Origin of the sequence: Bradyrhizobium aeschynomenes, from assembly GCF_013178945.1 — a bacterium.
Classification (GTDB): Bacteria; Pseudomonadota; Alphaproteobacteria; order Rhizobiales; family Xanthobacteraceae; genus Bradyrhizobium; species Bradyrhizobium aeschynomenes.
In genome coordinates this window covers 154,569-180,419 of sequence record NZ_JABFDM010000002.1, presented here as the reverse complement: position 1 = coordinate 180,419, position 25,851 = coordinate 154,569, and the positions used below count along the sequence as shown (strand labels likewise).

Sequence of the window (25,851 nt, the reverse complement as noted above, 5' to 3'; positions counted from 1 at the left end):
GGCGCTGACCTCAGATGCTCGCTTATGCGCTCCGACGCGTGCTGTCGACCTTGCCCGTGATGGCGATCGTCGCGCTGTTCGTCTTCAGCCTGCTTTACATCGCGCCGGGTGATCCCGCCGCGGTGATTGCAGGCGACCAGGCGAGCCCGGCCGACGTCGAGCGCATCCGCGCCAATCTCGGACTGGACCAGCCCTTCCTGGTCCAGTTCGGCAGCTGGGTGTGGCGCCTGCTGCACTTCGATCTGGGCACCTCGATCTTCACCAACCTGCCGGTGGCCTCGATGATCGCCCAGCGCATCGAGCCGACCTTGTCGCTGATGATGGTGACCCTGGTCCTCACCATCATCGTCGCGGTGCCTCTCGGCGTCATCGCGGCGTGGAAGGCGGGGACCTGGATCGACCGCGTGATCATGGCGTTCGCCGTGTTCGGGTTCTCGGTGCCGGTGTTCGTCGTCGGCTACATCCTCGCTTATGTGTTTGCCTTGAAGTTCGACCTGTTGCCGGTGCAAGGCTACACGCCACTTGCTCAGGGCTTCTGGCCGTGGCTGCAGAACCTGATCCTGCCGGCGGTCGCGCTCGGCTGCGTCTACATCGCGCTGATCGCCCGCATCACCCGCGCCGCCATGCTCGAGGTTTTGCAACAGGACTACATCCGCACCGCGCGCGCCAAGGGGCTGGGGCAGGGCGGCATCCTGTTCATCCACGCGCTGAAGAACGCGGCGGTGCCGATCGTCACCGTGGTCGGCATCGGCATTGCGCTTCTGATCGGCGGCGCCGTCGTCACCGAGAGCGTGTTCGCGATCCCGGGTTTGGGCCGCCTCACCATCGATGCCATCCTGCGCCGCGACTATCCTGTCATTCAGGGCATCGTGCTGCTGTTCAGCTTCGTCTACGTGCTCGTCAATCTCCTGATCGACATCACCTACACCCTGGTCGACCCGAGGATCCGCTATTGACCGCCACGACCACAACCTCTCCGCCGCCGGGCCTCGTCGTCGCGCCTCGTCTGCCCGACCTGATGGCGGCCCCGAAGATCCGGCGCGGCGCCATCGGCTTCCTGCGCAACCATCCGACGGTCGCGATCGGCGGCGCGCTGCTGCTGGTACTCGTCATCATCGGCGTGTTCGCGCCGTTCCTCTTCACCGTTGACCCCACCGCGATCGCGCCGGCCAAGCGCACGCGGCTGCCGTCGGCGGATTTCTGGTTCGGCACCGATGCGCTGGGCCGCGACATCTATTCGCGCGTGCTGTACGGCACCCGCGTCTCGCTCACGGTGGGCCTCTCGGTCGCTCTGGCGGCCTCGCTGATCGGGCTCGCGATCGGCCTCGTCGCCGGCTTCGTGCGCTGGGCCGACGGCGTGCTGATGCGCTGCATGGACGGGCTGATGTCGATCCCGCCGATCCTGCTGGCCGTGGCGCTGATGGCGCTGACTCGGGGCAGCGTCGGCAACGTCATCCTCGCCATTACCATCGCCGAGATCCCGCGCGTCGCGCGCCTGGTGCGCGGCGTGGTGCTGAGCTTGCGCGAGCAGCCCTATGTCGATGGCGCGGTCGCCTCCGGCACGCGCACGCCGATGGTGATCCTGCGCCACATCCTGCCCAACACGACGGCGCCGATGCTGGTGCAGGCGACCTATATCTGTGCCAGCGCCATGATCACCGAGGCGATCCTGTCCTTCATCGGCGCCGGCACGCCGCCGACCATTCCGTCCTGGGGCAACATCATGGCCGAGGGCCGCGCGCTGTGGCAGGTCAAGCCCTACATCGTGTTCTTCCCGGCCGCGTTCCTCTCGGTCACGGTGCTCGCCGTCAACCTCGTCGGCGACGGCCTCCGCGACGCGCTCGACCCGCGCATGGCGAAATCACCATGAGCGGAGCGAGCAGAACCATGTCCGCCCGCGCAATCGCAGCACCCGCGACAACGCTGCCGATGGCTCACTCCACTCTCTCCGCCCGTCATTCCGGGGCAGCCCGCAGGGCTGAGCCCGGAATCCATAACCACAGGCAGATGATGTGGGGCGGGATCCCACTACGAGCGTGCCTCACACGTCTCCCTGTGGGTATGGGTTCCGGGCTCGCGCTGACGCGCGCCCCGGAACGACGTGGGGCGAGAGTGCAGCCCGCCACGGACTCGGTCAGATCGAGCGAGGTCATTTGCGATCACGCGTCCGACCCGGAGCTCACCTGATGCCGCTGCTCGAGGTCGAGAATCTCCAGGTCCACTTCCGCACCCCCACCGGCATCAACCGTGCGGTCGACGGCGTGTCGTTCCACGTCAATCCCGGCGAGACGCTCGCCATCGTCGGCGAATCCGGCTGCGGCAAGTCCGTCACGTCGATGTCGATGATGCGGCTGATCCCGGAGCCGCCCGGCAAGATCGCGGGCTCGATCAGGCTCGAGGGCCGGGACATCCTGTCGCTCAGCGATCGCGAGATGCGCGCGCTGCGCGGCAACGACATCTCGATGATCTTCCAGGAGCCGATGACGAGCCTCAATCCGGTGCTGACCGTCGGCCGCCAGATCGGCGAGACCCTGCGGCTGCATCAGGGCCTCGACCAGGCGCAGGCGGAAGCGCGCGCCGTCGAGATGCTGACGCTGGTCGGCATCCCCGAGCCTGCGCGCCGCGTGCGCGAATATCCGCACCAGTTGTCCGGCGGCATGCGCCAGCGCGTGATGATCGCGATGGCGCTGGCCTGCAATCCGAAGCTCCTGATCGCCGACGAGCCGACCACCGCGCTCGACGTCACCATCCAGGCGCAGATCCTCAAGCTGATGCTCGAACTGAAGCAGCGCGTCGGCGCCGCGATCATCCTGATCACCCACGATCTCGGCGTCGTCGCCGAAGTCGCCGAGCGCGTGATGGTGATGTATGCGGGACGCAAGGTCGAGGAAGCGCCGGTGAAGGAGCTGTTCCGTTCGCCGCGTCATCCCTACACGCAAGGCCTCCTCGGCGCGCTGCCCAAGCTCGGCTCGTCGCTGTCGGGCGAGACCAAGCGCCTCGCCGAGATCCCCGGCCAGGTGCCGGACCTCAAGCAGCGTATCGACGGCTGCGTGTTCGCCGGCCGCTGCGCGCTTGCGACCGACCTGTGCCGTCAATACGCGCCGGGGCTGGAGCAGAAGGCCGCGCATCACATCGCCGCCTGCCACTTCGCCGCCAAGGAGCAGGCCGCCGCATGACCATGCCACTGCTCCAGGTCAACGACCTCAAGAAGCATTTTCCGATCCGCAGTGGCCTGTTCGGCCGCAGCAAGAGCCGGGTGCACGCCGTCGACGGCGTGTCGTTCGAGATCGCGCGCGGCGAGACCTTGTCGCTGGTCGGCGAATCCGGCTGCGGCAAGTCCACCGTCGGCCGCGCCATCCTGCGGCTGTTCGACATCACCGGCGGCCAGATCGTGCTCGACGGCAAGCGCATCGATGATCTTGGCCCTGGCAGCCTGCGCGAGATGCGCCGTCGCGTCCAGGTCGTGTTCCAGGACCCGTTTTCCAGCCTCAACCCGCGGATGCGGATCCGCGACATCCTCGCCGAGCCGATCAACAATTTCGGGCTCGCCAAGGACAAGGCCGAACTCGATGCGCGCATCAAGGAGCTGATGGAGATCGTTCGCCTGCCGCGCGACGCCGTGAGCCGCAGGCCGCATGAATTCTCCGGCGGCCAGCGCCAGCGCATCGGCATCGCGCGCGCGCTCGCCGCCAAGCCCGACCTCATCGTCTGCGACGAGGCGGTGTCGGCGCTCGACGTCTCCGTCAAGGCGCAGATCGTCAACCTGCTGCAGGATCTGCAGCGCGAGTTCGGCCTCGCGCTGCTGTTCATCAGCCACGACCTCGCCATCGTCGAGCACATGACGCATCGCGTCGCCGTGATGTATCTCGGCCGCATCGTCGAGATCGCCCCGCGCCGTCAGATCTTCGCCAGCCCCGGCCATCCCTACACCAAGGCGCTGCTGTCAGCCGTGCCGATCCCCGAGCCCGGCGCCGAGCGCAGCCCGATCATCCTCAAGGGCGACGTGCCGAGCCCGGTCAATCCGCCGAAAGGCTGCCGCTTCCATACGCGTTGCCCTCTGGCCTTCGACCGCTGCCGGAGCGAAGTGCCGGAGCTGAGGTTGAAGGGCGAGGAGCAGTGGGTGGCGTGTCATTTGGAGAACCCCGCGTAGTTGGTGTGGCGCTGCGGCTCTGATCACCCGCTCTCACGCCAACCTCCGTTGTCGTCCCGGGCAAGCCCGCCGACGCGAAGCGGCGGCGGGCGCTGACCCGGGCCCCATGCTCCGTGTCGGCTGTTGGCTTGCGCAAGCCTGGCCGTCTCGTGTCACGACCACGGCCTGTGGTTATGGGTCCCGGCGTGCGCCGGGACGACGGCGGAGCGTGGGAAAGCAGCGGGGCTCTTCCCCAAGCGGGCGCGGCCTGCTGCTCATCGGCCACACCGACCTTCCCAATCGTCCCTGCGCACGCGCCATCCCCAGGCCGGTGCATTGTCACCGCCCGACCCGGCGACTAGAAATTGATCCGGTTGAGGAATCTCAAGTCCACCGCCGCGCCGGAACCCGATTGGCGCGGCATGTCCCGCGTTCGAAGAGGCCGCCATGCATCTCGCCCATGATCCGACAGCACCGGCGGCCGCGCAGATCAGCTTCGACCAGTTCCTGGCCGTCGACATCCGCGCCGGCACCGTCGTCGCCGCCGAGCCGTATCCGGAGGCGCGCAAGCCATCGCTGAAGCTGACGATCGATTTCGGACCCGCCATCGGCACCAAGCGCTCCAGCGCGCAGATCGCCTCGCTCTATGATCCGGTGACGCTGGTCGGCCGCCAGGTCGCCGCGGTCGTCAACTTCCCGCCGCGCCAGATCGGCAAATTCATGTCCGAGGTGCTGACGCTCGGCTTTCCCGACGAACAGGGCAACGTCGTGCTGTTCCAGCCCGACAAGCGCGTGCCGAACGGCGCGCGGCTGTTCTGAGCAGGGGAGCCGATACCGTGGATATGCTGCTGGAACCTGTTACGCTGCCGCCGTTCCCCGAAGGCTTGAGGATTTCGCTGCGGCAGATGCACCTTCTCCAGGCTCCCATGGGCGGCACGCTCGTGACGGGCGGCGCCACGTTCCGCGTGTTCGCGCCGCATGCCAAGGCGATCTACGTCTCCGGCCCGTTCAACGACTGGGCGCAGGATGCGAGCTGCCGCCTGGCGCCGATCGGCAACGGTCATTGGGCGGTCTTCATCCCATCCTTGAAGGACGGCGACGCCTACATGTACTTCGTCGAGGGCGAGGGCCATTCGGGCTACAAGCGCGATCCCCACGCGCGTCTGCTCACCGTCGATCCACCGTTCCCGCAGGCGCATTCGGTGCTGCGCAACCCGCAAGCCTTTCCCTGGCATGACGCTGATTTCGCGCCGCCCCCCAGCAACGAGCTGGTGATCTATCAGCTCCATGTCGGCACGTTCGACATGAAGGCGGGCAATCCCGACGGCTGCTTCTTCGACGTGATCGAGCGTGTGCCGCACCTCGCCAAGCTCGGCATCAACGCCATCGAGCTGCTGCCGGTGCAGGAATTCCCGACTATGTTCAGCATGGGCTACAACGGCACCGACCTGTTCAGCCCCGAGACGGACTATGGCGAGGCGGAGGAGGCGCATCTCGCGGCCTATTTCGCGCGGACCAACGAGATCCTGATGGCCGCGGGCGCCGCGCCTTACGCCGATCTCGGCGTCGTCAGGCATTGCGACGACCAGTTGCGCGCGCTGATCGACGTTTGCCATGTCCATGGCATCGCCGTGCTGTTCGACGTCGTCTATAACCACGCCGGGGGCGGTTTCGACGAGGCCAGCATCTGGTTCTTCGACCGCCAGCCTTACGGCGATCCCAATCGCAGCCTGTATTTCACCGACCAGGGCTGGGCCGGCGGCCAGGTGTTTGCCTACTGGAATGCCGACGTGCGGCAGTACCTCGTCGACAACGCGATCATGTTCTACCGCGAATATCACGCCGACGGCCTGCGCTTCGACGAGGTTAGCGTGATGGACCGCTTCGGCGGCTGGGCAACCTGCCAGCAACTGACCGAGGCGCTGCGCGCGGAGAAGCCTGACGCGATCCAGATCGCCGAATTCTGGCCGGTCAATCCGTGGGTGGTGAAGACCATCGCCACGGGCGGCGCGGGGTTCGATGCGACCTGGAGCGATGGCCTGCGGCTCGCCGTGCGCGGCGCGATCGCCGGCGCGGCCGGCGGGGCAGGGGCTCAGGTCGCCATGCAGCCGATTGCCGCGGCGATCGCCGATCTCGGCCTCGGCCAGCGCTGGCGCGCTGTCAATTCGATCGAGAACCACGACATCGTCTATGCCGGGCGCGAGCCGCGCATCTCGCGTCTCGCCGATCCCGTCGACAGCCGCTGCTGGTACGCGCGCAGCCGCTGCCGCGTCGCCACCGGCCTGCTGCTGACCGCGCCGGGCATCCCGATGCTGTTCATGGGCCAGGAGCTGTTCGAGGACCGGCCCTGGAGCGACACGCCCAGCCTGGACACCACGATCCAGTGGGCGCTGCTCGACGGCGAGGACAAGATCACCGCGGACGCAACGCGCTTCACATCAGAGCTGATCGCCATCCGTCGCACCCATCCGGCGCTGACATCCGAGGGCTGCGCCATCGTCCACGTCCATGACGCCAACCGCGTCCTAGCCTTCCACCGCTGGGACGGCCAAGGCGACGACGTCATGGTGATCGCGAGCCTCAGCGAAACACCATGGCGCGACTACGCGATCGGCTTTCCCGCTGGCGGCACGTGGCATGAGGTGTTCAACAGCGACGTCTACGACAATTGGGTCAATCCCGGCGTCGTCGGCAACAACGGCGCGGTGACCGCGAACGGCCCCGCGCTGCACGGCCAGCCGAATTCGGCGATGGTGACGATCCCGGCCAACGGCGTACTGGTGTTCGCGCGGAAATGAGGAGTGTAGCCCGTGCGGCTACACGATCAATCGACCCTGCCGTTCCGCGATCCCGATTGCGGCCTCGGATTAGACGATCAGTCGCCCTTGCCGTTCTGCAATCGAGATCACGGCCTCGGTCCCTGCATTGAAATCGAGATGATCCGCCTCGACGCCGTCCGAGAAGATCACGCCGCTCTCCGGCATCAGCGAGCGCAGGCGCAGGGTCTCCGCGCCGGCGAGGCCGCCGCACACCAGCGAGGTCTGCGAGGTCTTGCTCGGGAACGGCTCGCGGACGGCGAAGCGGAGCTTGCGGGCGTCCCAGGGCAGGGCGGTGTAGCCGCCATCGCCGTGACTGCCATAGCTGCCGGCGATCGCCAGCGCGCCGGTGACGATGCTCTTGAACCAGGCCGTTGAGCCGAGCCCCGTCGCCACGATCAGTCCGCTCGACGACTGCCGCTCCTGCGCCTCGCGCGTCGCGATTTCGTAGCGCGCCGAGACGTGCGTGCGGGCGCCGATGAAGAGGTCGTTGACGGCATGGAGCACCTGGCCGTCGGCGAGGCTCGCGCGCGCCATGGTCACCGCCTTGGCCGCGCGCTTGTCGGCAGCCACCTCCGGCAAGAGTCTCGCGAGGTCCTCCGGCGCGAACGGCAGCAGCACGCCGTCATGCCGAGCCGCATCCGGGTTGAGGCCGAGCAGCGGCTGGCCGTCGAGATATTTCATGGTGTTGGCGACTAGCCCGTCGGGGCCGAGCGCAGCAACGATGTCGGCGGGGCCGAAGATGAAGTTCGGCAGGAAGCCGCGGTCCACGATCTGGTAGCGGCCCCAGCGCTCCAGCGTCTGCGTCGCCGTGGCGCGCGCGGCCTGGTAGGCCGCGTGCTCGCGTTCGTAGTCCGAGAAGTCGGCGCCGAGATGCTCGACATAGAAGCGGGCCTGGTCCGCGGTGAGAAATTTTGCGATCAGCTCCTCGAGCCGCGTTCTCCTGGTGACCAGCACCACCTTGCGGTCATTGCCGGACACGGGGCGCCTCCGCAGGCTTCTGCATCAGGCTGTTCAGCAGCTCGGGCGAGACGTTGAGCTGGCCGATCTTCTCGGCCTTTTCGGCCAGCCCGGAGAAGGCCTGCGCGATCAGCTGGCCCGGCTGCATGCCGGTCGCCGCCAGCGCCTGGATCACGCGGGTGTCGACGCCCTCGAAGATCTTCATCAGCGCCCCGACGCGATAGGCTTCGGCATCGGCCAGCGTGCGGGTATTGGAGGCATTCAGCGCCACGAAGTCCTTGCGCTTCGCCTCCAGCCCGATGTCGGCGACCATGCCGGCCTCGCGCAGCTCGTTCTTCTTCGCGGCCACGCTGGTCTCCGCATCCATCTGCGTCTCGCGGATCGAGCGCTTCTTCTGCTCGACCGCGATCTCGGTATCGAGCTCGCTCTCGCGGATGGCCCGCTCGCGCTCGACCGCGAAATTGCGCCGGGCGAAGATCGCTTCGTCCGCGGTCTTCAGGATCGCCTCACGCGCCTCGGCCTCCAGCGCCTTGGCGGTTTCCGGCGTCGGCTTCACCGCGCGCACCGCGACGCCGAGGATTTCGAGGCCGAGCGCATCGATGTCGGCGCGTTGCTTCAATCCAGCCGCGATCGCCTCCGCGATGCGGTCGGAGGCGCGCAGCGCTTCCCGGAGGGTCATGTCCTTGACCGCCTGCTGCGCCAGCACCTCGACCGCGCCGAGCACGCGCTGCGGCAGCTCCTCCGGGTCATCGGACTCGTAGGTCTTGCCGTCGCGCTTGAGGGTGAAGTTCAGCATCGCCGCCGCCTTCTTCGGCTCGCCGATGCGGTAGGTGACCTGGCCCTGGATCGTCAGCGTCTGAAAGTCGCGGGCGATCTGCTGGAAGATGAAGGCGGCGTCGCGGCTGCCGATGGGGATCGCGACCAGCGAGGTGGCGGGCCCGTAATAGAAGGTGGAGAGCCCGGCGCCTTCCTCGACCACGCTGCCCGCGCGGTACTTGAGCAGATAGGTGGTGGGCTGGGCCTTGATGAAACGCAAGCCGAACATGGCGGCCTCCTGACGTTTGACGGCGTAAGTGTGTTACGCCAACTAAGTAAGTTGGACAGTACAACTAAGTGTGCTAGTGTCAAGCAGCAAAATCGGCGGGGTGAACGGTATGGTGGGACGGCAAGGACAGGGCGGCGGAGCAGGGAACAAAGCGGGTGCAAGAAGGGCAGGGCTGGATTTCCCGCGGCCACTGACCAGCGTCGACATCGTCATCTTCACGATCCGGCTGGAGGCGCTGCACGTGCTGCTGGTGCGTCGCGGCCATGCCGAGGGCGAGCCGTTCCCGGATGCGCAGGCACTGCCGGGGGGGTTCGTCGATGTTGCGAGGGATCGCGACCTCGAGGCCTGCGCGCGGCGCAAGCTCGCCGAGAAGACCGGCGTCGTCAGTCCGTATCTCGAGCAGCTCGGCAGCTGGGGCAGCGCCACACGCGATCCGCGCGGCTGGTCGGCGACCCATGCCTATTTCGCGCTGATCCCCGCCTCAGCCGCGGAGACGGCGCTCGCGGCCGATGCGCAATGGTTTCCCCTGTACGGCGCCGGTGTCAAGCCGAGGCTCGCCTTCGACCATCAGGAGATCCTGCAGGCCGCCGTGCAGCGGCTGCGCAACAAGGTCGAATACACTTCGCTGCCGGCCTATTTGATGCCGGAGGAGTTCACCTTGCCCGAGCTGCAGCGAACCTACGAGATCGTGCTCGACCGGCCGCTGGAAAAGAGCGCCTTCCGCACCCGCATGCTCTCCGCCGACCTGATCGAACCGATCGACAAGATGCGCAAGGGGCCGAACCGGCCGGCGCAGCTGTATCGGTTAAAGGCTGCGGCTGCGCCGGTGTATTTTGCGCGGACGTTCAACGCGCCGGAGTGAAGCTCCGTAGCCCGGATGAGCGCAGCGATAGGCGGGGTCTCATGAGTTGTGGCGGCGAACCCGGATGTCGCTGCGCTCATCCGGGCTACCTAGGCGAGACGGCCGCATCAGGCAGAGAAGTCCACCACCAGCGACTTGCTGGTCGAGCTCGACGAGCTCGTGCCGCTGGCGCTGTAGGAGGATGTCTTGCTGGTGTTCGAGCTCTGCAGCGCCTCGAGCAGCTTCTTCAACAGCTCCTCGACCTGGGACGAGGACGATGAAGACGACGAGGAGGAGGTGCTCGACGTGGTGTCGGTGCTGGACTCATCGCTCGGCGGGGCCGGCGGCGGACCGCCGGCGCCACCTGCGCCGCCCGGACCGCCGGAGAAGGCGTTGGCAAATACGTTCTTCAGCTCGGTCGCCTGGTCCGAGGTCAGCTTGCCGCTGTCGACCTCGCTCTGGATGAGGTCGTCGATCTTCGACTGCATCTCCTCGGGCGATGGCGGTTTGCTGGAGCTGGTCGACGCCGACGAGCTGCCGCTCTGCAATGCGGAGTCGATGTCGTCGAGCGCCGACGACAGCGCGGTCTGGTCGGTGGAGCTGACCTTGCCGGCCGAGACTTCCTTGGTGAGCTCCTGCTTGAGCAGGTCGAGCGGGGAAAAGCCGCTCATGGAGGAGGCGGAGATCGACGTCATGGCATGCTCCGAGGGTTGCGACATCAAACCTGCCTTCAGGTGCGGCTGGAACGCTTAACGGCTCCTTGTTCCCTGTTTCCAGACATGTCTAGACTCGGCGCGCACACAAAACGAAGCAAGAAAGTCGACCGGACGGCGCGAGTCCTGCGGTGTCTGCGACGAGCACGCCCCACCCCCCGCTGTCATTCCGGGGCGCGCGCGGCGCGAGCCCGGAATCCATCGGGCGGCATCACGTGCGGATAAATGGATTCCGGGCTCGTGCTTCGCACGCCCCGGAATGACGACTTTTTTAGAGGAGCGGCTCACCTCCTGTGCCGGGCAAGGCGGCATGCCGACAGCGCAGTGCTCGAAGCCGTGAAATGGTGTATCCGCAGGTGAAGGCGACGCCCTGGCGGGGCATGTCCGCCACAAGGAATAAGCTCCCGGAGGAACTCCATGTCGGCTCTGCCGCTGTCTGGCATCAAGATTCTCGATTTGACCCGCGTGCTGGCGGGGCCGCTGTCCGCCCAGATGCTGGCGGATCTCGGCGCCGAGGTGATCAAGATCGAGCGGCCCGGCACCGGCGACGACGCCCGGGCCTTCGGCCCGCCCTACCTCAGGGATCCCGAGGGCAAGGCCAACAACAACAATTCGTTCTACATCTGCGCCAACCGCAACAAGAAATCGGTCACCGTCAACATCGCCTCGCCGGAGGGCCAGGAGATCATCCGCGCGCTGGCGAAAGACTGCGACGTGTTCATGGAGAACTACAAGGTCGGTGATCTCAAGCGCTACGGCCTCGACTACGCGACCATCAAGGCCGTCAATCCCGACGTGATCTATTGTTCGGTCACCGGCTTCGGCCAGACCGGGCCGTATGCGCCGCGCGCCGGCTATGACGCGATCTTCCAGGCGATGGGCGGGCTGATGAGCGTGACCGGCCACATGGACGGCGAGCCGGGGGCGGGGCCGATGAAGGTCGGCCCGTCAATCGTCGACTACATGACCGGCATGAACACCTCGATCGGCATTCTCTCGGCGCTGTATCACCGCAACGTCAATGGCGGCGGCGGCCAGCATGTCGACGTCTGCCTGTTCGACACCGTGATCGCCTCGCTGTCGCATTACGCGCAGATCTTCCTGATCAACGGCAAATCGCCGCCGCGCCGCGGCACCTGGGGCAATGGCGGCATGCCGGCCGGCGTGTTCCGCTGCACCGACGGCGAATTGATGCTGGTGGTCGGCAACGACGCCCAGTTCGCGCGCACCTGCGCCGTGCTCGGCTCGCCGGAACTCGCGACCGACCCCAAGTTTCTCAAGAACAACGACCGCGTCGTCAACGGCAAGGAGATCATGGCCATCTTCGCCGGCCTGTTCCTGAAGAACTCGGTGGCGCATTGGCTAGAGGAATTGGAGAAGGCGGGTGTGCCCTGCGGCCCCGTCAACGACTTTGCCCATGTGTTCGCCGACCCGCACGTCCGCTCGCGCGGCATGGAGGTCAAGGTCGAGCACAAGTTCGAGCCGCAGCTGTCGGTGATCCGCAACGCGCTGACCTTCTCGGGCACGCCGATCACCGACTACCGCGCCCCGCCATTGCTCGGCGAGCATACCCAGGACGTGCTGGCGGGGCTCGGCTACGACGCGGCGAAGATCGCGGCGTTGAAGCAGCAGGGCGTGGTGTAGTGCGCGACAATCGCGGCATTCCCCGGTGTCGTCCCGGCGAACGCCGGGACCCATAACCACCGGCCGCGGTGCTGATCCTCGATCTCTCCCCGCGTGCCTCAAGACGGATCACGCGGTATGGGTCCCGGCGTTCGCCGGGACGACCCGTGGAGAGAGTGTGCCTCAGTTGTGGCGGTGGTGACGGTAGCGCTGCGCCTTGTGCCTGGGCGCGTGATAGCGCGGCTCTGACACATACGGAGCCGGCGGCGGCGCGCCGAGCTGTTGCCGCGATTCCTGCAGGCGGCGCTGATAGCCGGGGGAGTTCATGATGTTGGCGGCGGCGCCGCGCGCCAGCACCGGCTCGCTGGCCGAGACCATCGCGATCGCCGTGGCGGCGAGGGCCATGATCAATCGCAGGCGCTGCGTCATCCGGCTTTGCTCCATTCTGGCTAGCGCGCCTCGCGCGCCGCAACCTTCTGCGTTGACTTTGCCGTCGGGACGCGCATCGTCAAGCCGAGTACGGCGCCGCGCACCACACGGCCGATCACATCCTCGACATCGTCGAGGTCGCATTGCCCGTCGGACAGTTTGGTGAGCCGCTCGCTCTCGCGGATGGTGTGATGCGCCATGGCCAGCGCAAAATGCAGGCCCCAGAACAGGTCGACTTCGGAACTCTCCGGCAGCGCGCGCTTCATCGCTGCGGCGAATTTCCGCAGATGGTCGATTTCCTTGTTCTTGATGCGGCGAATTGGCGGCACCGATTCGATCGAGGCGCGGATCATGAAGCGCGCCACCGGCGAGCGCTGGTTCGCAGGCCCCAGGCAGCCGCGCAGGATCGGGCCGACGAGGGCGCGCAGGATGGCGCCGATCTCGGCGCGGCCGCCGCCGGCGTCTTCCGCCGCCCGCAATTCGCGCAGCCGCTCGCGGTTGAGCGCGATCGAGCGCGTCACGAACAGCTCGGCGATCAATTCGTCCTTGGAGCCGAAATGGTAGTTCACCGCGGCGAGGTTGACGTTGGCCTCCGCGACGATGTCGCGCAGAGTCACGTCGGAGAAGCCGCGCTCGGCATAGAGCCGCTCGGCGGCGATGAGGATCGCAGTCCGGGTCTGGTCGGTCGCCATGCTCGTCCTCCCGAACGACGAGGGTGGGGGAGTTGCGTTTCAAACAATTGTATGAAACTATTGTTTGAGACGGCCGGAATGTCAATCGCGGTGCTTCCGCGGGGCGAGATTTCGGCGCTGCAGCGACGATCCCTGAGAAACCGTGCCGCGCAAGATGGCTCTTGCGCAGACGCGGCCGGCGGATCGACACTGCGGCCAAACAAGGTTCGAGGAAACACCCAAGGAGAGTCCCATGGACTTCACGATGTCGGCGAAGCAGCAGGAATGGCTGGAGCGCGTGCGCAGCTTCATGACCAAGCATGTCCGCCCGGCGGTGCCGATCTACAAGCAGCAGGACGCCGAGGGCGACCGCTGGAAGGTGATCCCGATCCTCGAGGAACTGAAGGCCAGGGCGAAGGCCGAGGGCCTGTGGAACATGTTCATGCCGCCGTCGCCGCATGAGGACGACGAGTTCCGCGGCGCCGGGCTGACCAACCTCGAATATGCGCTGCTGTCGGAGGAAATGGGCCGCATCTCCTGGGCCTCCGAGGTGTTCAACTGCTCCGCGCCGGACACCGGCAACATGGAGGTGTTCATCCGCTACGGCACCAAGGAGCAGAAGCGCAAATGGCTGCGCCCGCTGATGGACGGCGAGATCCGTTCGGCGTTCCTGATGACCGAGCCTGCGGTGGCCTCGTCCGACGCCACCAACATCGAGACCCGCATCGTGCGCGACGGCGATCACTACGTCATCAACGGCCGCAAATGGTGGTCGTCTGGCGTCGGCGATCCCCGCTGCAAGATCGCGATCCTGATGGGCAAGACCGATCCGTCGGCCGCCAAGCATCAGCAGCAGTCGCAGATCCTGGTGCCGCTCGACACCCCCGGCATCAAGGTCGAGAAGATGCTGCCGGTGTTCGGCTTCGATGACGCGCCGCACGGCCACGCCCAGGTGCTGCTCGAGAACGTCCGCGTGCCTGCGGAGAACATCCTGCTCGGCGAGGGCCGCGGCTTCGAGATCGCGCAGGGCCGCCTTGGTCCTGGCCGCATCCATCACTGCATGCGCACCATCGGCAAGGCCGAGGAGTCGCTGGAGAAAATGGTGCGCCGGCTGATGACGCGCCAGGCCTTCGGCAAGAAGATCATCGAGCATTCGGTGTGGGAGCAGCGCATCGGCGAGGCCCGGACCAACATCGAGATGTGCCGGCTGTTGTGCCTCAAGGCCGCCGACATGATGGACAAGGTCGGCAACAAGACCGCGCAGGGCGAGATCGCGATGATCAAGGTCGCCGCGCCCAACATGGCGCTGAAGATCATCGACGACGCCATCCAGGCGTTCGGCGGCGCCGGCGTGTCGGATGATGCGGGTCTCGCCAAGGACTACGCCAACATCCGCACGCTGCGTCTGGCCGACGGCCCGGACGAAGTGCACAACCGCGCCATCGCCCGGCTCGAAATGAAGAAGTATGCCAACGAGCCGCGCCACTGAGCGTAATCTTGTAAGGTGGGCAAAGCGTCCGGCCGAGCGCACAGCGCGCAGCCGGACGCGTGCCCACCATCTTCGAGCTCGCGGCAGGCGGTGGGCACGTTGCGCTTTGCCTACCCTCACGGCACGCTCGCAACCACGACCTCCGTCATGGCGAGCGAAGCAATCCAGAGTCTCGGCGGAGCCCTGGATTGCTTCGCTTCGCTCGCAATGACGAAAAGGACGACCGGCGGACAACAGGCCGCCGCTCGTCAGATCAGAGACAGAATCAAGCGACCAAGGGAGTTCGTCGTGGCCGACGGCGTCAAGAAGGACGAAGAATTCTCCGGCACCAAGCCAGTCGAGGAGCGGCATCGTTTCGACGAAGCCAGGCTCGCGGCCTGGATGGCCGAGCATGTCGAGGGCTATGCCGGCCCGCTGACCGTGCTGCAGTTCAAGGGCGGACAGTCGAATCCGACCTATCGGCTGAACACGCCCGGCCGCTCCTACGTGCTCAGGCGAAAGCCGTTCGGCAAGCTGCTGCCGTCGGCGCACGCCGTCGATCGCGAATTCCGCGTCATCGCCGCCCTCGGCAAGCAGGGCTTTCCAGTCGCCCGCGCCTACGCGCTCTGCAACGACGACAGCGTCATCGGCTCGGCCTTCTACATCATGTCGATGGAGGAGGGCCGGGTGTTCTGGGATCCGACCCTGCCGCATGTCGCGGCCCCGGAGCGCCGCGCGATCTTCACAAGCAAGATCGAGACCCTGGCGAAGCTGCACACCTACGATCCCACCGCGATCGGCCTCGCCGACTTCGGCAAGCCCGGCAACTATTTTGCCCGCCAGGTCGACCGCTGGACCAAGCAATATCGCGCCTCGGAAACCGAGCATCTGCCGGAGATGGAGAAGCTGATCGAATGGCTGCCGCGCACCCTGCCGGTGCAGCAGCGTGTCTCGATTGTGCATGGCGACTACCGGCTCGACAACATGATCTTCCACGCGACCGAGCCGCGCGTCATCGCGGTGCTCGACTGGGAACTGTCGACGCTCGGCGACCCCATGGCCGATTTCACTTATCTGTTGATGCAGTGGATCATGCCCGGCCTCGCCGGCGTCGATCTCAAGGCGCTCAACATCCCGACCATGGAGGAGGCGGCGGAGATCTATCGCGGCGTCACCGGCACGGAGCTGCCCGACCTCAACTGGTACTTCGCCTACAATCTGTTCCGCCTCGCCGGCATTCTCCAGGGCATCATCGGCCGCATCCGCGACGGCACCGCCGCCAACGACAAGGCGATCGAGTCGGTCAAGCGCATGGTGCCGATGACCAAGCAGGCCTGGGAGTACGCGCAGAAGGCGGGTGCGGTGTAGCCTCTTGGAGCCCGGATGAGCGTCAGCGACATCCGGGTTCTCACGTGCTGCTGCGGTGAACCCGGATGTCGCTTTGCTCATCCGGGATACGCGCTACACACCCTCTCAGCGGCCACCGCCGCCACCACCGCCGCCGCCGCCGCCACCGGCCGTCGTCATCGCACTGCTGTAGCGCGGATCGGTCTGCTTCATGTAGATCGGCGAGGTGTCGGTGCTCTTGCGGCGCGGGCCCTCTTGCACGTGTTGGTAGGTGCCGCAGGAGCCCCATGAGCTCAGCTCGCACGGCGGCAGGCTGGGCTGGCGCGCCTGGGCGCTGGTCGCAGCCGCCCCGGCCGCGAGGGCGCCGATCAGGGTGAGCAGTCGCAGTTTCGATAGTCTCGACATCTGATTCCATCCTTCGGTTTGGCGAAGCCGGAAATGGTCCGCTTGCGAAGTTCGACGGAGCCTGCAAGCAGGCGGTTCGAAGAGGCGCGCCGAAAAAAAGCCGCCAGTGCCGATGTCTGAGGTTGAACCGGACTCCTGCTCGCTGCGACATGACGCGGTCGCCCCGGCTAGAAAAGTTCGCGAGCGCGATCAAGGCGATCGTCTCGATCAGTCCGAGCGGGTGAAAGATTTTACTTTCGCTTTTTCGGAATTTGTGCTTTGCTGTGGTCATCCCGCCTCATCGAAGAGGGGCGTTGCGCGCGATCGTCACGACACGCGAGGCGGGGAGCGATGGCCGCGAGAGATCGCAGCGTCCTCTCACGAGGGCGCGGACGAACGATCGATTGCGGACGCGAAGTCGCAGCGTCCTGACACCCCGAAGCTGGTGTCACCCGCGCAAGGCGCAAGCCTTGTCGCGGCATGGTGGCCAACAAGCCCGGCGCACCAGGGAGACTGCGTATAAGCGTGAAGACCGTCGCGCAGGGAAGGCCGGGTGTTCTCGGCTGCACCTGTGGTACCTGCCGCCTGCATTTTTTTCGCAGGCGGGCCGCAGGCGTCAGCCGACGCCTGGCCTTCCCTGCGCCCTCTGTCGAGAGGGCGTGTAAAATTCGGGATCACTCGGGCGCGGAGGCGTCGCGGGAATGAACGCGCATGTTTGGACTCCGTCATTGCGAGCGCAGCGACTTGTCCGCCGTCGCTCGAAGAGCGAAGGCGGAAGCAATCCAGGGCTCAGACAACGACTCTGGATCGCGTCGCTGCGCTCGCGATGACGGCTCCAACAAACACCGTCATCCCGGCCAAGCATGGCCAGCGCGAATGCGCTGGCGGTGCGCAGAGCCGGGATCCATACGCCGCAGCAGGCGTGTGAGGCAAAAAGCCAATGGACAGTCTGCCTCACACCGCTCCCTGGGGGTATGGGTCCCGGCGTTCGCCGGGACGACGGCGGAGGTTGGCGTGGCAACTCGCCTAGATCGGCTTGCCCGCATACGGCATCGAGGCCGTGAGGCCGCCGTCGACCGGGAACGCCTGGCCGTTGACGTAGGAGGCTTCGTCGCTGGCGAGGAACAGGGCCATGGCGGCGATCTCGTGCGGCTGGCCGGCGCGCTTGAGCGGATTGAGCTGGCCGATCTTGCCCTCGGTGCCGCGCTCCTTGGCGCCGTCGAAGATCGGCTTGGTCATGCCGGTCTCGATCAGGCCAGGGCAGACCGCGTTGATGCGCACGCCGGTCCCGGACAGCGAGTAGGCGGTGGTCTGCACCAGGCTGATCACGCCGGCCTTGCTCGCCGCATAGGGATGGCCCGAGGCGCCGGACTTCAGGCCCGCGACGGAAGCCGTGCAGACGATGGCGCCGCGCTGCTGCCGGACCATGTGCGGCATGGCGTATTTGACCGCGAGGAACGGGCCGATCAGATTGATGCGCAGGATCTCCTGCCAATGCTCGACGGTCTGCTCGGCGATCGGCTTCAGCCCGCCGGAGATGCCGGCATTGGCCCAGATCACGTCAAGCTTGCCGTAGGTCGCGACCGCGCGATCGATGAAGCCGGAGACATCGGCTTCGGATCCGGCGTCGGCGAGCACGGCCTCGGCGATGCCGCCCTGCTGCTTGACCATCTCGACCGTCTCCTTGACGGCCTCGCTGCGATCGACCGCGATCAGCCGCGCGCCTTCCTTCGTGAACATCAGGGATGCGGCGCGGCCGATGCCGCTGCCGGCGCCGGTGATGATGACGGATTTGCCTTCGAGGCGGCCCATGTTTCCTCCTGCTTTCGTTGTGATCAGTTGCGTGCCGCGCAACGGAATTCAAACGCCGTTTCAAACGTGCCGGGATCGGCAAGCGGCTTGAGACGACTGAGGCCTTCACGTACAGCGAGAGACCGGCAGAGGGAAGGGTGAGCGATGACGAGTGATGGAAGCAAGCCTTCTGTGGTCACCACGCGCTGGTGGTGGGTGCGCCATGCGCCGGTGCGTAGCGACGGCGGCAATATCTATGGCCAGTCCGACATTGCCTGCGACACGGGGGATCGCGAGGTGTTCGAGGCGGTCGCAAAAATCCTGCCGCGCAGCGCGGTGTGGTATGCGAGCAATCTGATGCGCACGCATCAGACGGCGGAGGCGATCTGGGCCGCCGGGTTTCCGCAGCCCTCTACGATGATCAAGGAGGCCGCCTTTGCCGAGCAGCATCTCGGCCAATGGCAGGGCATGAACCGCGCGGCGTTCCTGGCGAGCCGCCCCGCCGGCAGCCACTGGTTCGCCGCGATCGACGAACCGGCACCGGGCGGCGAGAGCTACATGGATCTGTACACGCGCGTCACCTCAGCGATCGCGCGCATCACGGCGGCGGAAGCCGGCCGCGATGTCATCGCGGTGGGGCATGGCGGCACCATCAAGGCCGCCGTCGGCCTTGCGCTGGGCGGGCTCGTCGAGAAGGGCCTCGCCTTCGACATCGACAATTGCTCGGTGACCCGGCTCGACCACATCGTCGCCGGCGAGACCAGCACATGGCGGCTGCCGATGGTCAACCAGCAGCCCTGGATCGCGGATGCCGCGCACCGCGCGATGCACCAGCCGGCCGGGCCGGAGGTTATGACGAGCAAGCTGGCGTAGTGACGGACCTCTATAGATGCGATCTAACTATATCTCGCCGCACGGGCAGTGCACCCTCTCCCCTTGTGGGACAGGGCGGTATGACCGCGCCAGCGCGGTCATACCGGGTGAGGGGTCTCTCTCCGCGAAGACAGTGCTGTGGGACGAACCCCTCACCCGTGCGAGTACGACGGTGGGGCTGGTGCTGTCCTCTCCCACAAGGGGAGAGGGCGCAGTCACTTGCACCGCGGAGAGGCGGCACAGAATTCGCGGTGCGATGTTCGAGTCAATGACAATTAATAGGTAGGAGGACTTCCCCATGACTCTGTTCGATATGACAGGCAAAGTCGCCGTCATCACCGGCTCCACCCGCGGCATCGGACTTGCCATCGCCGAGCGCATGGCCGAGCACGGCGCCAAGGTGGTGATCTCCTCGCGCAAGGCCGACGTCTGCGATGCCGTCGCCAAGGAGATCAACGAGCGGTTCGGCGCCGGCACTGCGGCCGCGGTGGCCGCGAACATTTCCAGCAAGGAGAACCTGCAGAACCTCGTCGACGAGGCCAACCGGATCTACGGCAAGATCGACGTGCTGGTCTGCAACGCGGCGTCGAACCCGTATTACGGGCCGCTCGCCGGCATCTCCGACGATCAGTTCCGAAAAATTCTCGACAACAACATCGTCGCCAACAACTGGCTGATCAGCATGGTCGTGCCGCAGATGATCGCGCGCAAGGACGGCTCTGTCATCATCGTCTCCTCGATCGGCGGCCTCAAGGGCTCGACCATTCTCGGCGCCTACGCGATCTCCAAGGCCGCCGACATGCAGCTCGCGCGCAATCTCGCCTGCGAATACGGCCCGCACAATGTTCGCGTGAACTGCATCGCGCCCGGCCTGATCAAGACCGATTTCGCCAAGGCGCTGTGGGATAACCCGGACAACCTGAAGGCCTCGACCGCCCGCTCGCCGCTCTTGCGCATCGGCATCCCCGACGAGATCGCGGGTGCGGCGGTGTTCCTGGGCTCCGCCGCCGGCAACTTCATGACCGGCCAGACCATGGTGATCGACGGCGGCGCGACGATCAGTTGAGGGGGGCTGCGCGTGTCGCCCGTGGTGCGGCCACACTCACTACTGTCGTCCCGGCGAACGCCGGGACCCATAACCACCGGCGGGTGTGAGGCACGCAACTGGCAGTGACATCCCTCGACAGATCACGCGGTATGGATCCCGGCGTTCGCCGGGATGACGGTGGTGGGTGCCGCATCCGGGCAAACGATCCAGTTGCCTCACTCCACCGCCGCGTACACCACGTCACGGACCAGCGTGCGCAGATAGTCCCGCTGCCCCGGGGCCTGGGCCATGAACACGCAGAACAGCTCCTCCTTCGGATCGATCCAGAAGAAGGTGCCGGCGATGCCGCTCCAGAAGAAGGTGCCGGGCGAGCCGGGGAAGGGGGCAATACCGGCGTCGCGGCGGACGGCGAAGCCAAGGCCGAAGCCGTGACCGGGCGACAGCAAGGTGCCGACCGTCTTCACGTGCGGACCGAGATGGTCGGAGGCCATCAGTTCCAGCGTCTTTCGCCCGACCAGCCTGGTGTCGTCGAGGCTGCCCTTGTTGAGCAGCATGGCGCAGAAGCGGGCGTAGTCCATGGTGGTCGCCACCAGCCCGCCGCCGCCGGATTCCATCAGCGGCTGCTCGGTCATCTTGAACAGATTGACCGCCTCGCCGGTCCAGGGGTCCTTGGCGAACGGCTCGGCGAGCCGGTGCGCATTGGACTCGCTTGTGAAGAAGCCGGTCTCGTTCATGCCAAGCGGCGAGAGGATGCGCGCGGAGAGGAACGCGCCGAGCGACTGGCCGGAGACGACCTCGATGATCCGGCCGAGGATGTCGGTCGAGCGGCTGTAGTTGAACTCGGCGCCGGGCTGGCAGATCAGCGGCAGGCCGGCGACGATGGCCGCGTGCTCGGCGTTGGTGATCTTGCGGCTGCGTACCCGGGACTGCTGGTAGAGCTGGTGCACCGGCCCGGTGCCGGTGTGCTCGTATGCAAGACCCGAGGTGTGGCGCAGCAGGTCCTGCACCGCCATCGGCTGGGCGACCGGCACGAGCTCGAGCTTGCCGCCGTTGTCGACGCCGACCTTCTGGTCGCCGAATTCGGGGATGAACTTGGCGACGGGATCGGACAGCAGGAGATCGCCGTCCTCGACCAGCATCATGATCCCGAGCGAGACGATTGGCTTGGTCATCGAGAAGATGCGGAACAGCGAATCGGGGCGCATCGGCGTGTCCTGATCCGGCGCCTGCCGGCCGATCGCATCGAACCAGCCGATCCGGCCGCGCCGGCCGACCAGCAGGGTGGCTCCGGGGATGGTGCCCTTGTCGGCCTCGCGCTTGAACGCGTCCGAGGCCCGCTGAAGCCGCGCAGCCGAGAGCCCGAGCGCCTCCGGCCGGTCATCCGGCAGCGGCGAGCTCAGCGAGCGGAGCGCGGACAGCGGCATGCTGGGGGCGGGGGACGGGGTCATGGGCTCTCCCTGGGGCAATGTTATCGGTTTGGATCAAGTCTGGCGCGGAAGTTGTGGTCTGACCAGTCGATTTGCCCGATTGCACCCTTGCATTCGGGGGGAGGTCTATGCTTCAAAGCGGCCGAACCGGCGACGCAGTCCCGGCTCGCTAGGAGTGTAGCTCAATTGGTAGAGCACCGGTCTCCAAAACCGGGGGTTGGGAGTTCGAGCCTCTCCACTCCTGCCAGCGAGGCAGCTGCCAGCGAGATCAAGCACTTAACACCGAAATCGACGAAGACGGTTTGCCCGGGGCCCGCGATGCGCGAGCCCCGAACGCGTTTTGGCGGGTCCTTATTGTTTCACGTAAGGACAATTGCCGTCCTTCAGCGGCCGGAACACCTGGTCGCCGGGCACCTCCGCCAGCACCTTGTAATAGTCCCACGGGCCCTTCGACTCCTCCGGCTTCTTGACCTCGAACAGGAACATCGAGTGCACCATGCGGCCGTCCTCTCGGACGAAGCCGTTGTCGGTGAAGGCGTCGCGCACCGGGGTCTCGCGCATCTTGGCGAGCACCGGCTTGGTGTCGCGGGTGCCGGCGGCTTTCACCGCGTTGAGATAATGCAGGGTGGCGCTGTAGGTCGCCGCCTGGTTCATGGTCGGCATCCGCTTCATCTTGTCGAAGAACTTCTTGCCGAAGGCGCGGGTGCGGTCGTTGAGGTCCCAGTAGTAGGCCTCGGTGATGATCAGGCCCTGTGCCAGCTTCAGGCCGAGGCTGTGGATGTCGGAGATGAACATCACGATGCCGGCGAGGTTCTGGCCGCCGGCGACGATGCCGAACTCGGCGGCCTGCTTGATGGTGTTGATGGTGTCGCCGCCGCCATTGGCCATGCCGATGATCTTGGCCTTGGAGGCCTGCGCCTGCAGCAGGAAGGACGAGAAGTCCTGGTTGTTCAGCGGATGCCGGGCGCTGCCGACCACCTTGCCGCCGGAGGCGCGCACGACATCGCCGGTGTCGCGCTCGATCGAATGGCCGAACAGATAGTCCGCGGTGATGAAGAACCAGCTGTCGCCGCCGTTCTTGACGATCGCCTGACCGACGGTGTGCGCGTTGCCGTAGGTGTCGTAGGTCCAGTGCAGGGTGTAGGGCGAGCAGGATTTGCCGGTGATGTCGGAGCTCGCCGCGTCCGTCACGATCATGATCTTCTCGAACTGCTTCGACATCTCCATGCCGGCGAGCGCGGTGGCCGAGGTCGGCATGTCGATGATCATGTCGACCGCTTCGTTCTCGTACCATTTGCGCGAGATCGAGGCGGCGATGTCGGCCTTGTTCTGCGGATCGGCGCTGATCACCTCGATCGGCTTGCCGAACATGGTGCCGCCGAACTCCTCGACCGCGAGCTTGGTTGCCTCCAGATTGCCCTGGCCGCCGATGTCCGAATAGACCGACGAGAAGTCGCCGAGCACGCCGATCTTGAGCGGCGCCTGGGCGCGGGCATGGACGGCGGTGAGGGTGAGGGCGGCAAGGCCGGCAACGAGACCGACGGCGGCAAGGCGCGTCCGTCCCTTGCCCGTGGCAAAGGTCATGGGTTTCCTCCTGATTGTTCTTGTGCCCGCGAGCATGAGCGGCCGTCGAAGGCGCGGCAAGGGCAGCAAACCCTCCATCCCGGGCATTTCGTCGCGGCACCTGCTCAACCTGCCGTGGTGCGGAAATGGCCTGCCGTGGCACGAAAAACCGGGGTGAGGCGGAATCCTGCGTGGCCTGCCAAGGGAATGACCGGGGACACCCGGCCTGCCCATATCTTGACCTCGGGCCGGTCCGACAGTAGATATCGGAGACCTGCAGCCGGCCCGCGGACAGCGGATATCCGGCGCGGCTTTTCAATCCCCGAACAAGCGAGCCCGTGGATTCGGCTCATCTCTCCGACAAGAGGGTGGGCAGCGGTCGGCTGTTCGGTTTTCCCAGTCAACTCTTCAATCGTCCGATGACGGACGAGGACCCCTGACGATGGCTACAAGCCCGTTCAAATTCCTTCAGGAAGTGCGCTCGGAGACCGCCAAGGTCTCGTGGCCGAGCCGTCGCGAGGTCACCATCACCACGATCATGGTGTTCGTGATGGTGGCGCTGGCCTCGGTGTTCTTCTTCGCCGCCGATCAGATCATCCGTTATCTCATCACCCTCGTGCTGGGCATCCACTGATGGCAACCGCAACGCAAAGCTCCGACAAGCGCTGGTACATCGTCCACGCCTATTCGAACTTCGAGAAGAAGGTCGCGGAGTCGATCCGCGAGCAGGCCAAGCAGCGCAATCTCGAGGATCTGTTCGAGCAGGTGCTGGTGCCGATCGAGAAGGTCACCGAGGTGCGCCGCGGCCGCAAGATCGATGCCGAGCGCAAGTTCTTCCCCGGCTACGTGCTGGTGAAGATGAAGCTGACCGACGAGGCGTTCCACCTGATCAAGAACACGCCCAAGGTGACCGGCTTCCTCGGCGCCGAGAACAAGCCGATGCCGATCTCCGAAGGCGAGGCGATGCGCATCCTGAACCAGATGCAGGAAGGCGTGGAGCGGCCGAAATCGTCGGTGTCGTTCGAGATCGGCGAGAACGTCCGCGTCGCCGACGGCCCGTTCGCCTCTTTCTCCGGCGTGGTCGAGGAAATCGACGAGGCCCGTTCGCGCGTCAAGGTCGCGGTGTCGATCTTCGGTCGCGCGACCCCGGTCGAGCTCGAGTTCAACCAGGTCGAGAAGGTGGTCGGCTAGGGCCGGCGGCTTGGCTCTCTCCGCCGTCATTCCGGGGCAGCCCGAAAGGGCTGAGCCCGGAATCCATAACCCCAAATGGGTCTGGGACGGCGGGCTGCCACTTCTGGAGTGCCTCACACGGCGCCTCGTGGCTATGGATTCCGGGTTCGCCCTTGCGGGCGCCCCGGAATGACGTGGGGAGGGACTTGCGCCCTCAACCCTTTCCTTTTTGTCCGATCTCGTGTATCGGGCGCGCTTCGCTCCCCAACGGGGGCGATTTCGTTCGTGGGAGGCGCGGCCGGCTTTGCCAGCCGGATCAAAGCGCGCCGGACCACGGTCCCAAACCTCGCCCGACGGGTTTTGTCGCCCGGAGGGCGGTGCGTTCGCATCAGGCAAGACACGCGAACGCGTTGGAGAATCACAATGGCAAAGAAAGTAACCGGTTACCTGAAGCTTCAGGTTCCGGCCGGCGCGGCGAACCCGTCGCCGCCGATCGGCCCCGCGCTCGGTCAGCGCGGTCTCAACATCATGGAGTTCTGCAAGGCGTTCAACGCGCAGACCCAGAAGGAAGAGAAGAACACCCCGATCCCGGTGGTCATCACGATTTACGCGGACCGGTCCTTCACCTTCGAGATGAAGACCCCGCCGATGTCCTTCTTCCTCAAGCAGGCTGCCAAGATCCAATCGGGCTCCAAGGCCCCGGGTCGCGACAAGGCCGGCAAGGTGACCAAGGCGCAGGTGCGCGAGATCGCCGAGAAGAAGATGAAGGACCTGAATTGCGACTCGATCGAGTCGGCCATGAAGATGGTCGAGGGCTCCGCCCGCTCGATGGGTCTGGAAGTTGCGGGGTAAGCGCCAATGGCTATCGGAAAGCGTTTGAAGAAGGCCCGCGAGGGTATCGACCGCACCAAGCTGTACCCGCTTGCTGACGCGATCAAGATGATCAAGGAGCGGGCCGTCTCGAAGTTCGACGAGACCATCGAGGTCTCGATCAACCTCGGCGTCGATCCGCGCCACGCTGACCAGATGGTCCGCGGCGTCGTCATGCTGCCGAACGGCACCGGCCGTACGCTGCGCGTCGGTGTGTTCGCCCGTGGTGCCAAGGCCGACGAAGCCAAGGCCGCCGGTGCCGACGTGGTCGGTGCGGAGGACCTGGTCGAGAAGGTGCAGAACGGCAACATCGACTTCGACCGTTGTATCGCCACCCCCGACATGATGCCGCTGGTCGGCCGTCTCGGTAAGGTGCTCGGTCCGCGCGGCATGATGCCGAACCCGAAGATCGGCACCGTGACCATGGACGTCGCGGGCGCCGTCAAGGGTGCCAAGGGCGGCTCGGTCGAGTTCCGCGTCGAGAAGGCTGGCATCATCCAGGCCGGCGTCGGCAAGGCCTCGTTCGCCGAGGACAAGCTGGTCGAGAACATCAAGGCGCTGGCGGACGCGGTCGTGAAGGCCAAGCCGGCAGGCGCCAAGGGTACCTACGTCCAGCGCGTCGCGGTGTCCTCGACGATGGGCCCGGGCGTCAAGGTCGAGCCGGGCACCGTGCTCGCCTAAGC

General features: G+C 66.1%; 25 protein-coding genes and 1 tRNA gene. 17 read left to right on the top strand and 9 right to left on the bottom strand.

Translation table 11 applies throughout. From position 1 onward, the window contains the following. The first annotated feature begins 14 nt into the window (after nt 1-14). The 6 genes from HL666_RS05525 (at nt 15) to HL666_RS05500 (ending at nt 6,927) form a co-directional block, all read left to right on the top strand. Nucleotides 15-956, top strand: a complete 942-nt coding sequence (locus tag HL666_RS05525) for an ABC transporter permease (RefSeq protein ID WP_172107999.1) — start codon at nt 15-17, stop codon at nt 954-956. After that, on the top strand, nt 953-1,870 hold the full coding sequence (locus tag HL666_RS05520) for an ABC transporter permease (protein ID WP_172108001.1): 918 nt from the start codon (nt 953-955) through the stop codon (nt 1,868-1,870). The genes HL666_RS05525 and HL666_RS05520 overlap by 4 nt, the downstream gene beginning before the upstream one ends. A gap of 316 nt (nt 1,871-2,186) precedes the next feature. Then, nucleotides 2,187-3,176, top strand: coding sequence for an ABC transporter ATP-binding protein (locus tag HL666_RS05515; protein ID WP_172108003.1), 990 nt, complete (start codon nt 2,187-2,189; stop codon nt 3,174-3,176). Beyond that, the gene (locus HL666_RS05510) at nt 3,173-4,150 is read left to right on the top strand and encodes an ABC transporter ATP-binding protein (RefSeq protein WP_172108005.1); all 978 of its coding nucleotides are present in this window, start codon (nt 3,173-3,175) and stop codon (nt 4,148-4,150) included. The genes HL666_RS05515 and HL666_RS05510 overlap by 4 nt, the downstream gene beginning before the upstream one ends. Nucleotides 4,151-4,576: 426 nt before the next feature. Continuing rightward, entirely contained in the window at nt 4,577-4,948 is a 372-nt protein-coding gene (locus HL666_RS05505) for a tRNA-binding protein (protein ID WP_172108007.1), read from the top strand. A 23-nt stretch (nt 4,949-4,971) separates the two neighbouring features. Continuing rightward, entirely contained in the window at nt 4,972-6,927 is a 1,956-nt protein-coding gene (locus tag HL666_RS05500; protein ID WP_210261786.1) for an alpha amylase C-terminal domain-containing protein, read from the top strand. A gap of 69 nt (nt 6,928-6,996) precedes the next feature. Here the strand turns inward: HL666_RS05500 and HL666_RS05495 are convergent, their stop codons facing one another. Continuing rightward, the gene (locus tag HL666_RS05495; RefSeq protein ID WP_172130846.1) at nt 6,997-7,926 is read right to left on the bottom strand and encodes a diacylglycerol kinase catalytic domain-containing protein; all 930 of its coding nucleotides are present in this window, start codon (nt 7,924-7,926) and stop codon (nt 6,997-6,999) included. Then, complete coding sequence (locus tag HL666_RS05490; RefSeq protein WP_172130845.1) at nt 7,913-8,950, bottom strand: SPFH domain-containing protein; 1,038 nt, start codon at nt 8,948-8,950, stop codon at nt 7,913-7,915. Before HL666_RS05490 ends, HL666_RS05495 begins: the two co-directional genes overlap by 14 nt. Nucleotides 8,951-9,059: 109 nt before the next feature. Here HL666_RS05490 and HL666_RS05485 point away from each other — a divergent pair, with 109 nt between their 5' ends. Next, the gene (locus tag HL666_RS05485) at nt 9,060-9,812 is read left to right on the top strand and encodes an NUDIX hydrolase (protein ID WP_172130844.1); all 753 of its coding nucleotides are present in this window, start codon (nt 9,060-9,062) and stop codon (nt 9,810-9,812) included. Between the two features lie 107 nt (nt 9,813-9,919). On the opposite strand, the gene HL666_RS05480 is transcribed toward HL666_RS05485, so the two are convergent. Then, on the bottom strand, nt 9,920-10,486 hold the full coding sequence (locus tag HL666_RS05480) for a hypothetical protein (protein WP_172108017.1): 567 nt from the start codon (nt 10,484-10,486) through the stop codon (nt 9,920-9,922). A gap of 435 nt (nt 10,487-10,921) precedes the next feature. Between HL666_RS05480 and HL666_RS05475 the strand changes: the two genes are divergently transcribed. Further along, the gene (locus HL666_RS05475) at nt 10,922-12,148 is read left to right on the top strand and encodes a CaiB/BaiF CoA transferase family protein (RefSeq protein WP_172180311.1); all 1,227 of its coding nucleotides are present in this window, start codon (nt 10,922-10,924) and stop codon (nt 12,146-12,148) included. Nucleotides 12,149-12,310: 162 nt separating this feature from the next. On the opposite strand, the gene HL666_RS05470 is transcribed toward HL666_RS05475, so the two are convergent. Together HL666_RS05470 and HL666_RS05465 are read right to left on the bottom strand one after the other, a co-directional pair. After that, nucleotides 12,311-12,556: a hypothetical protein gene (locus tag HL666_RS05470; RefSeq protein WP_172180309.1), complete on the bottom strand. Its 246-nt coding sequence runs from the start codon at nt 12,554-12,556 to the stop codon at nt 12,311-12,313. 20 nt (nt 12,557-12,576) lie between these two features. Further along, on the bottom strand, nt 12,577-13,248 hold the full coding sequence (locus tag HL666_RS05465) for a TetR/AcrR family transcriptional regulator (protein ID WP_172180308.1): 672 nt from the start codon (nt 13,246-13,248) through the stop codon (nt 12,577-12,579). 232 nt (nt 13,249-13,480) lie between these two features. Between HL666_RS05465 and HL666_RS05460 the strand changes: the two genes are divergently transcribed. Next, nucleotides 13,481-14,716 carry an acyl-CoA dehydrogenase family protein gene (locus tag HL666_RS05460; protein ID WP_172180306.1) on the top strand — a complete coding sequence of 412 codons (1,236 nt, stop codon included), beginning with the start codon at nt 13,481-13,483 and terminating at the stop codon, nt 14,714-14,716. Nucleotides 14,717-15,004: 288 nt separating this feature from the next. After that, the gene (locus HL666_RS05455; protein WP_172180305.1) at nt 15,005-16,063 is read left to right on the top strand and encodes a phosphotransferase family protein; all 1,059 of its coding nucleotides are present in this window, start codon (nt 15,005-15,007) and stop codon (nt 16,061-16,063) included. 105 nt (nt 16,064-16,168) lie between these two features. On the opposite strand, the gene HL666_RS05450 is transcribed toward HL666_RS05455, so the two are convergent. Both HL666_RS05450 and HL666_RS05445 read right to left on the bottom strand, forming a co-directional pair. Beyond that, nucleotides 16,169-16,447, bottom strand: a complete 279-nt coding sequence (locus HL666_RS05450) for a hypothetical protein (RefSeq protein ID WP_172180303.1) — start codon at nt 16,445-16,447, stop codon at nt 16,169-16,171. A 1,005-nt stretch (nt 16,448-17,452) separates the two neighbouring features. After that, nucleotides 17,453-18,238: an SDR family NAD(P)-dependent oxidoreductase gene (locus tag HL666_RS05445; RefSeq protein WP_172108031.1), complete on the bottom strand. Its 786-nt coding sequence runs from the start codon at nt 18,236-18,238 to the stop codon at nt 17,453-17,455. A 144-nt stretch (nt 18,239-18,382) separates the two neighbouring features. Between HL666_RS05445 and HL666_RS05440 the strand changes: the two genes are divergently transcribed. After that, on the top strand, nt 18,383-19,090 hold the full coding sequence (locus HL666_RS05440) for a histidine phosphatase family protein (protein WP_172108033.1): 708 nt from the start codon (nt 18,383-18,385) through the stop codon (nt 19,088-19,090). 298 nt (nt 19,091-19,388) lie between these two features. Further along, entirely contained in the window at nt 19,389-20,156 is a 768-nt protein-coding gene (locus HL666_RS05435) for an SDR family NAD(P)-dependent oxidoreductase (RefSeq protein ID WP_172108034.1), read from the top strand. Nucleotides 20,157-20,353: 197 nt separating this feature from the next. Here the strand turns inward: HL666_RS05435 and HL666_RS05430 are convergent, their stop codons facing one another. Beyond that, entirely contained in the window at nt 20,354-21,586 is a 1,233-nt protein-coding gene (locus HL666_RS05430) for a serine hydrolase domain-containing protein (protein WP_172130833.1), read from the bottom strand. A gap of 150 nt (nt 21,587-21,736) precedes the next feature. On the opposite strand from HL666_RS05430, the gene HL666_RS05425 reads away from it, so the two are divergent. After that, a tRNA-Trp gene (locus tag HL666_RS05425) sits at nt 21,737-21,812 on the top strand. Nucleotides 21,813-21,916: 104 nt separating this feature from the next. Here the strand turns inward: HL666_RS05425 and HL666_RS05420 are convergent. Then, nucleotides 21,917-23,149, bottom strand: coding sequence for an ABC transporter substrate-binding protein (locus HL666_RS05420; protein WP_172108038.1), 1,233 nt, complete (start codon nt 23,147-23,149; stop codon nt 21,917-21,919). Between the two features lie 421 nt (nt 23,150-23,570). Here HL666_RS05420 and secE point away from each other — a divergent pair, with 421 nt between their 5' ends. The 4 genes from secE to rplA all read left to right on the top strand — a co-directional run bounded on the left by secE (nt 23,571) and on the right by rplA (nt 25,849). After that, nucleotides 23,571-23,762 (top strand): preprotein translocase subunit SecE, encoded by a 192-nt coding sequence (secE, locus tag HL666_RS05415; RefSeq protein ID WP_006611822.1) that lies wholly within the window; start codon nt 23,571-23,573, stop codon nt 23,760-23,762. Beyond that, complete coding sequence (gene nusG, locus HL666_RS05410) at nt 23,762-24,319, top strand: transcription termination/antitermination protein NusG (protein ID WP_015667633.1); 558 nt, start codon at nt 23,762-23,764, stop codon at nt 24,317-24,319. Before secE ends, nusG begins: the two co-directional genes overlap by 1 nt. 402 nt (nt 24,320-24,721) lie before the next feature. After that, the gene (gene rplK, locus HL666_RS05405; protein ID WP_006611824.1) at nt 24,722-25,150 is read left to right on the top strand and encodes a 50S ribosomal protein L11; all 429 of its coding nucleotides are present in this window, start codon (nt 24,722-24,724) and stop codon (nt 25,148-25,150) included. A gap of 6 nt (nt 25,151-25,156) precedes the next feature. Next, nucleotides 25,157-25,849, top strand: a complete 693-nt coding sequence (rplA, locus tag HL666_RS05400) for a 50S ribosomal protein L1 (protein ID WP_172108040.1) — start codon at nt 25,157-25,159, stop codon at nt 25,847-25,849. The last annotated feature ends 2 nt before the right edge of the window (nt 25,850-25,851 follow it).

Excerpts from the sequence above, each read along its gene's own strand:
- HL666_RS05525 (WP_172107999.1), top strand. The coding sequence starts at position 15 with ATGCTCGCTTATGCGCTCCGACGCGTGCTGTCGACCTTGCCCGTGATG.
- HL666_RS05515 (WP_172108003.1), top strand. The coding sequence starts at position 2,187 with ATGCCGCTGCTCGAGGTCGAGAATCTCCAGGTCCACTTCCGCACCCCC.
- HL666_RS05510 (WP_172108005.1), top strand. The coding sequence starts at position 3,173 with ATGACCATGCCACTGCTCCAGGTCAACGACCTCAAGAAGCATTTTCCG.
- HL666_RS05505 (WP_172108007.1), top strand. The coding sequence starts at position 4,577 with ATGCATCTCGCCCATGATCCGACAGCACCGGCGGCCGCGCAGATCAGC.
- HL666_RS05500 (WP_210261786.1), top strand. The coding sequence starts at position 4,972 with ATGCTGCTGGAACCTGTTACGCTGCCGCCGTTCCCCGAAGGCTTGAGG.
- HL666_RS05490 (WP_172130845.1), bottom strand. The coding sequence starts at position 8,950 with ATGTTCGGCTTGCGTTTCATCAAGGCCCAGCCCACCACCTATCTGCTC.
- HL666_RS05485 (WP_172130844.1), top strand. The coding sequence starts at position 9,060 with ATGGTGGGACGGCAAGGACAGGGCGGCGGAGCAGGGAACAAAGCGGGT.
- HL666_RS05480 (WP_172108017.1), bottom strand. The coding sequence starts at position 10,486 with ATGACGTCGATCTCCGCCTCCTCCATGAGCGGCTTTTCCCCGCTCGAC.
- HL666_RS05475 (WP_172180311.1), top strand. The coding sequence starts at position 10,922 with ATGTCGGCTCTGCCGCTGTCTGGCATCAAGATTCTCGATTTGACCCGC.
- HL666_RS05470 (WP_172180309.1), bottom strand. The coding sequence starts at position 12,556 with ATGACGCAGCGCCTGCGATTGATCATGGCCCTCGCCGCCACGGCGATC.
- HL666_RS05465 (WP_172180308.1), bottom strand. The coding sequence starts at position 13,248 with ATGGCGACCGACCAGACCCGGACTGCGATCCTCATCGCCGCCGAGCGG.
- HL666_RS05460 (WP_172180306.1), top strand. The coding sequence starts at position 13,481 with ATGGACTTCACGATGTCGGCGAAGCAGCAGGAATGGCTGGAGCGCGTG.
- HL666_RS05450 (WP_172180303.1), bottom strand. The coding sequence starts at position 16,447 with ATGTCGAGACTATCGAAACTGCGACTGCTCACCCTGATCGGCGCCCTC.
- HL666_RS05445 (WP_172108031.1), bottom strand. The coding sequence starts at position 18,238 with ATGGGCCGCCTCGAAGGCAAATCCGTCATCATCACCGGCGCCGGCAGC.
- HL666_RS05440 (WP_172108033.1), top strand. The coding sequence starts at position 18,383 with ATGACGAGTGATGGAAGCAAGCCTTCTGTGGTCACCACGCGCTGGTGG.
- HL666_RS05435 (WP_172108034.1), top strand. The coding sequence starts at position 19,389 with ATGACTCTGTTCGATATGACAGGCAAAGTCGCCGTCATCACCGGCTCC.
- HL666_RS05430 (WP_172130833.1), bottom strand. The coding sequence starts at position 21,586 with ATGACCCCGTCCCCCGCCCCCAGCATGCCGCTGTCCGCGCTCCGCTCG.
- HL666_RS05420 (WP_172108038.1), bottom strand. The coding sequence starts at position 23,149 with ATGACCTTTGCCACGGGCAAGGGACGGACGCGCCTTGCCGCCGTCGGT.
- secE (WP_006611822.1), top strand. The coding sequence starts at position 23,571 with ATGGCTACAAGCCCGTTCAAATTCCTTCAGGAAGTGCGCTCGGAGACC.
- nusG (WP_015667633.1), top strand. The coding sequence starts at position 23,762 with ATGGCAACCGCAACGCAAAGCTCCGACAAGCGCTGGTACATCGTCCAC.
- rplK (WP_006611824.1), top strand. The coding sequence starts at position 24,722 with ATGGCAAAGAAAGTAACCGGTTACCTGAAGCTTCAGGTTCCGGCCGGC.
- rplA (WP_172108040.1), top strand. The coding sequence starts at position 25,157 with ATGGCTATCGGAAAGCGTTTGAAGAAGGCCCGCGAGGGTATCGACCGC.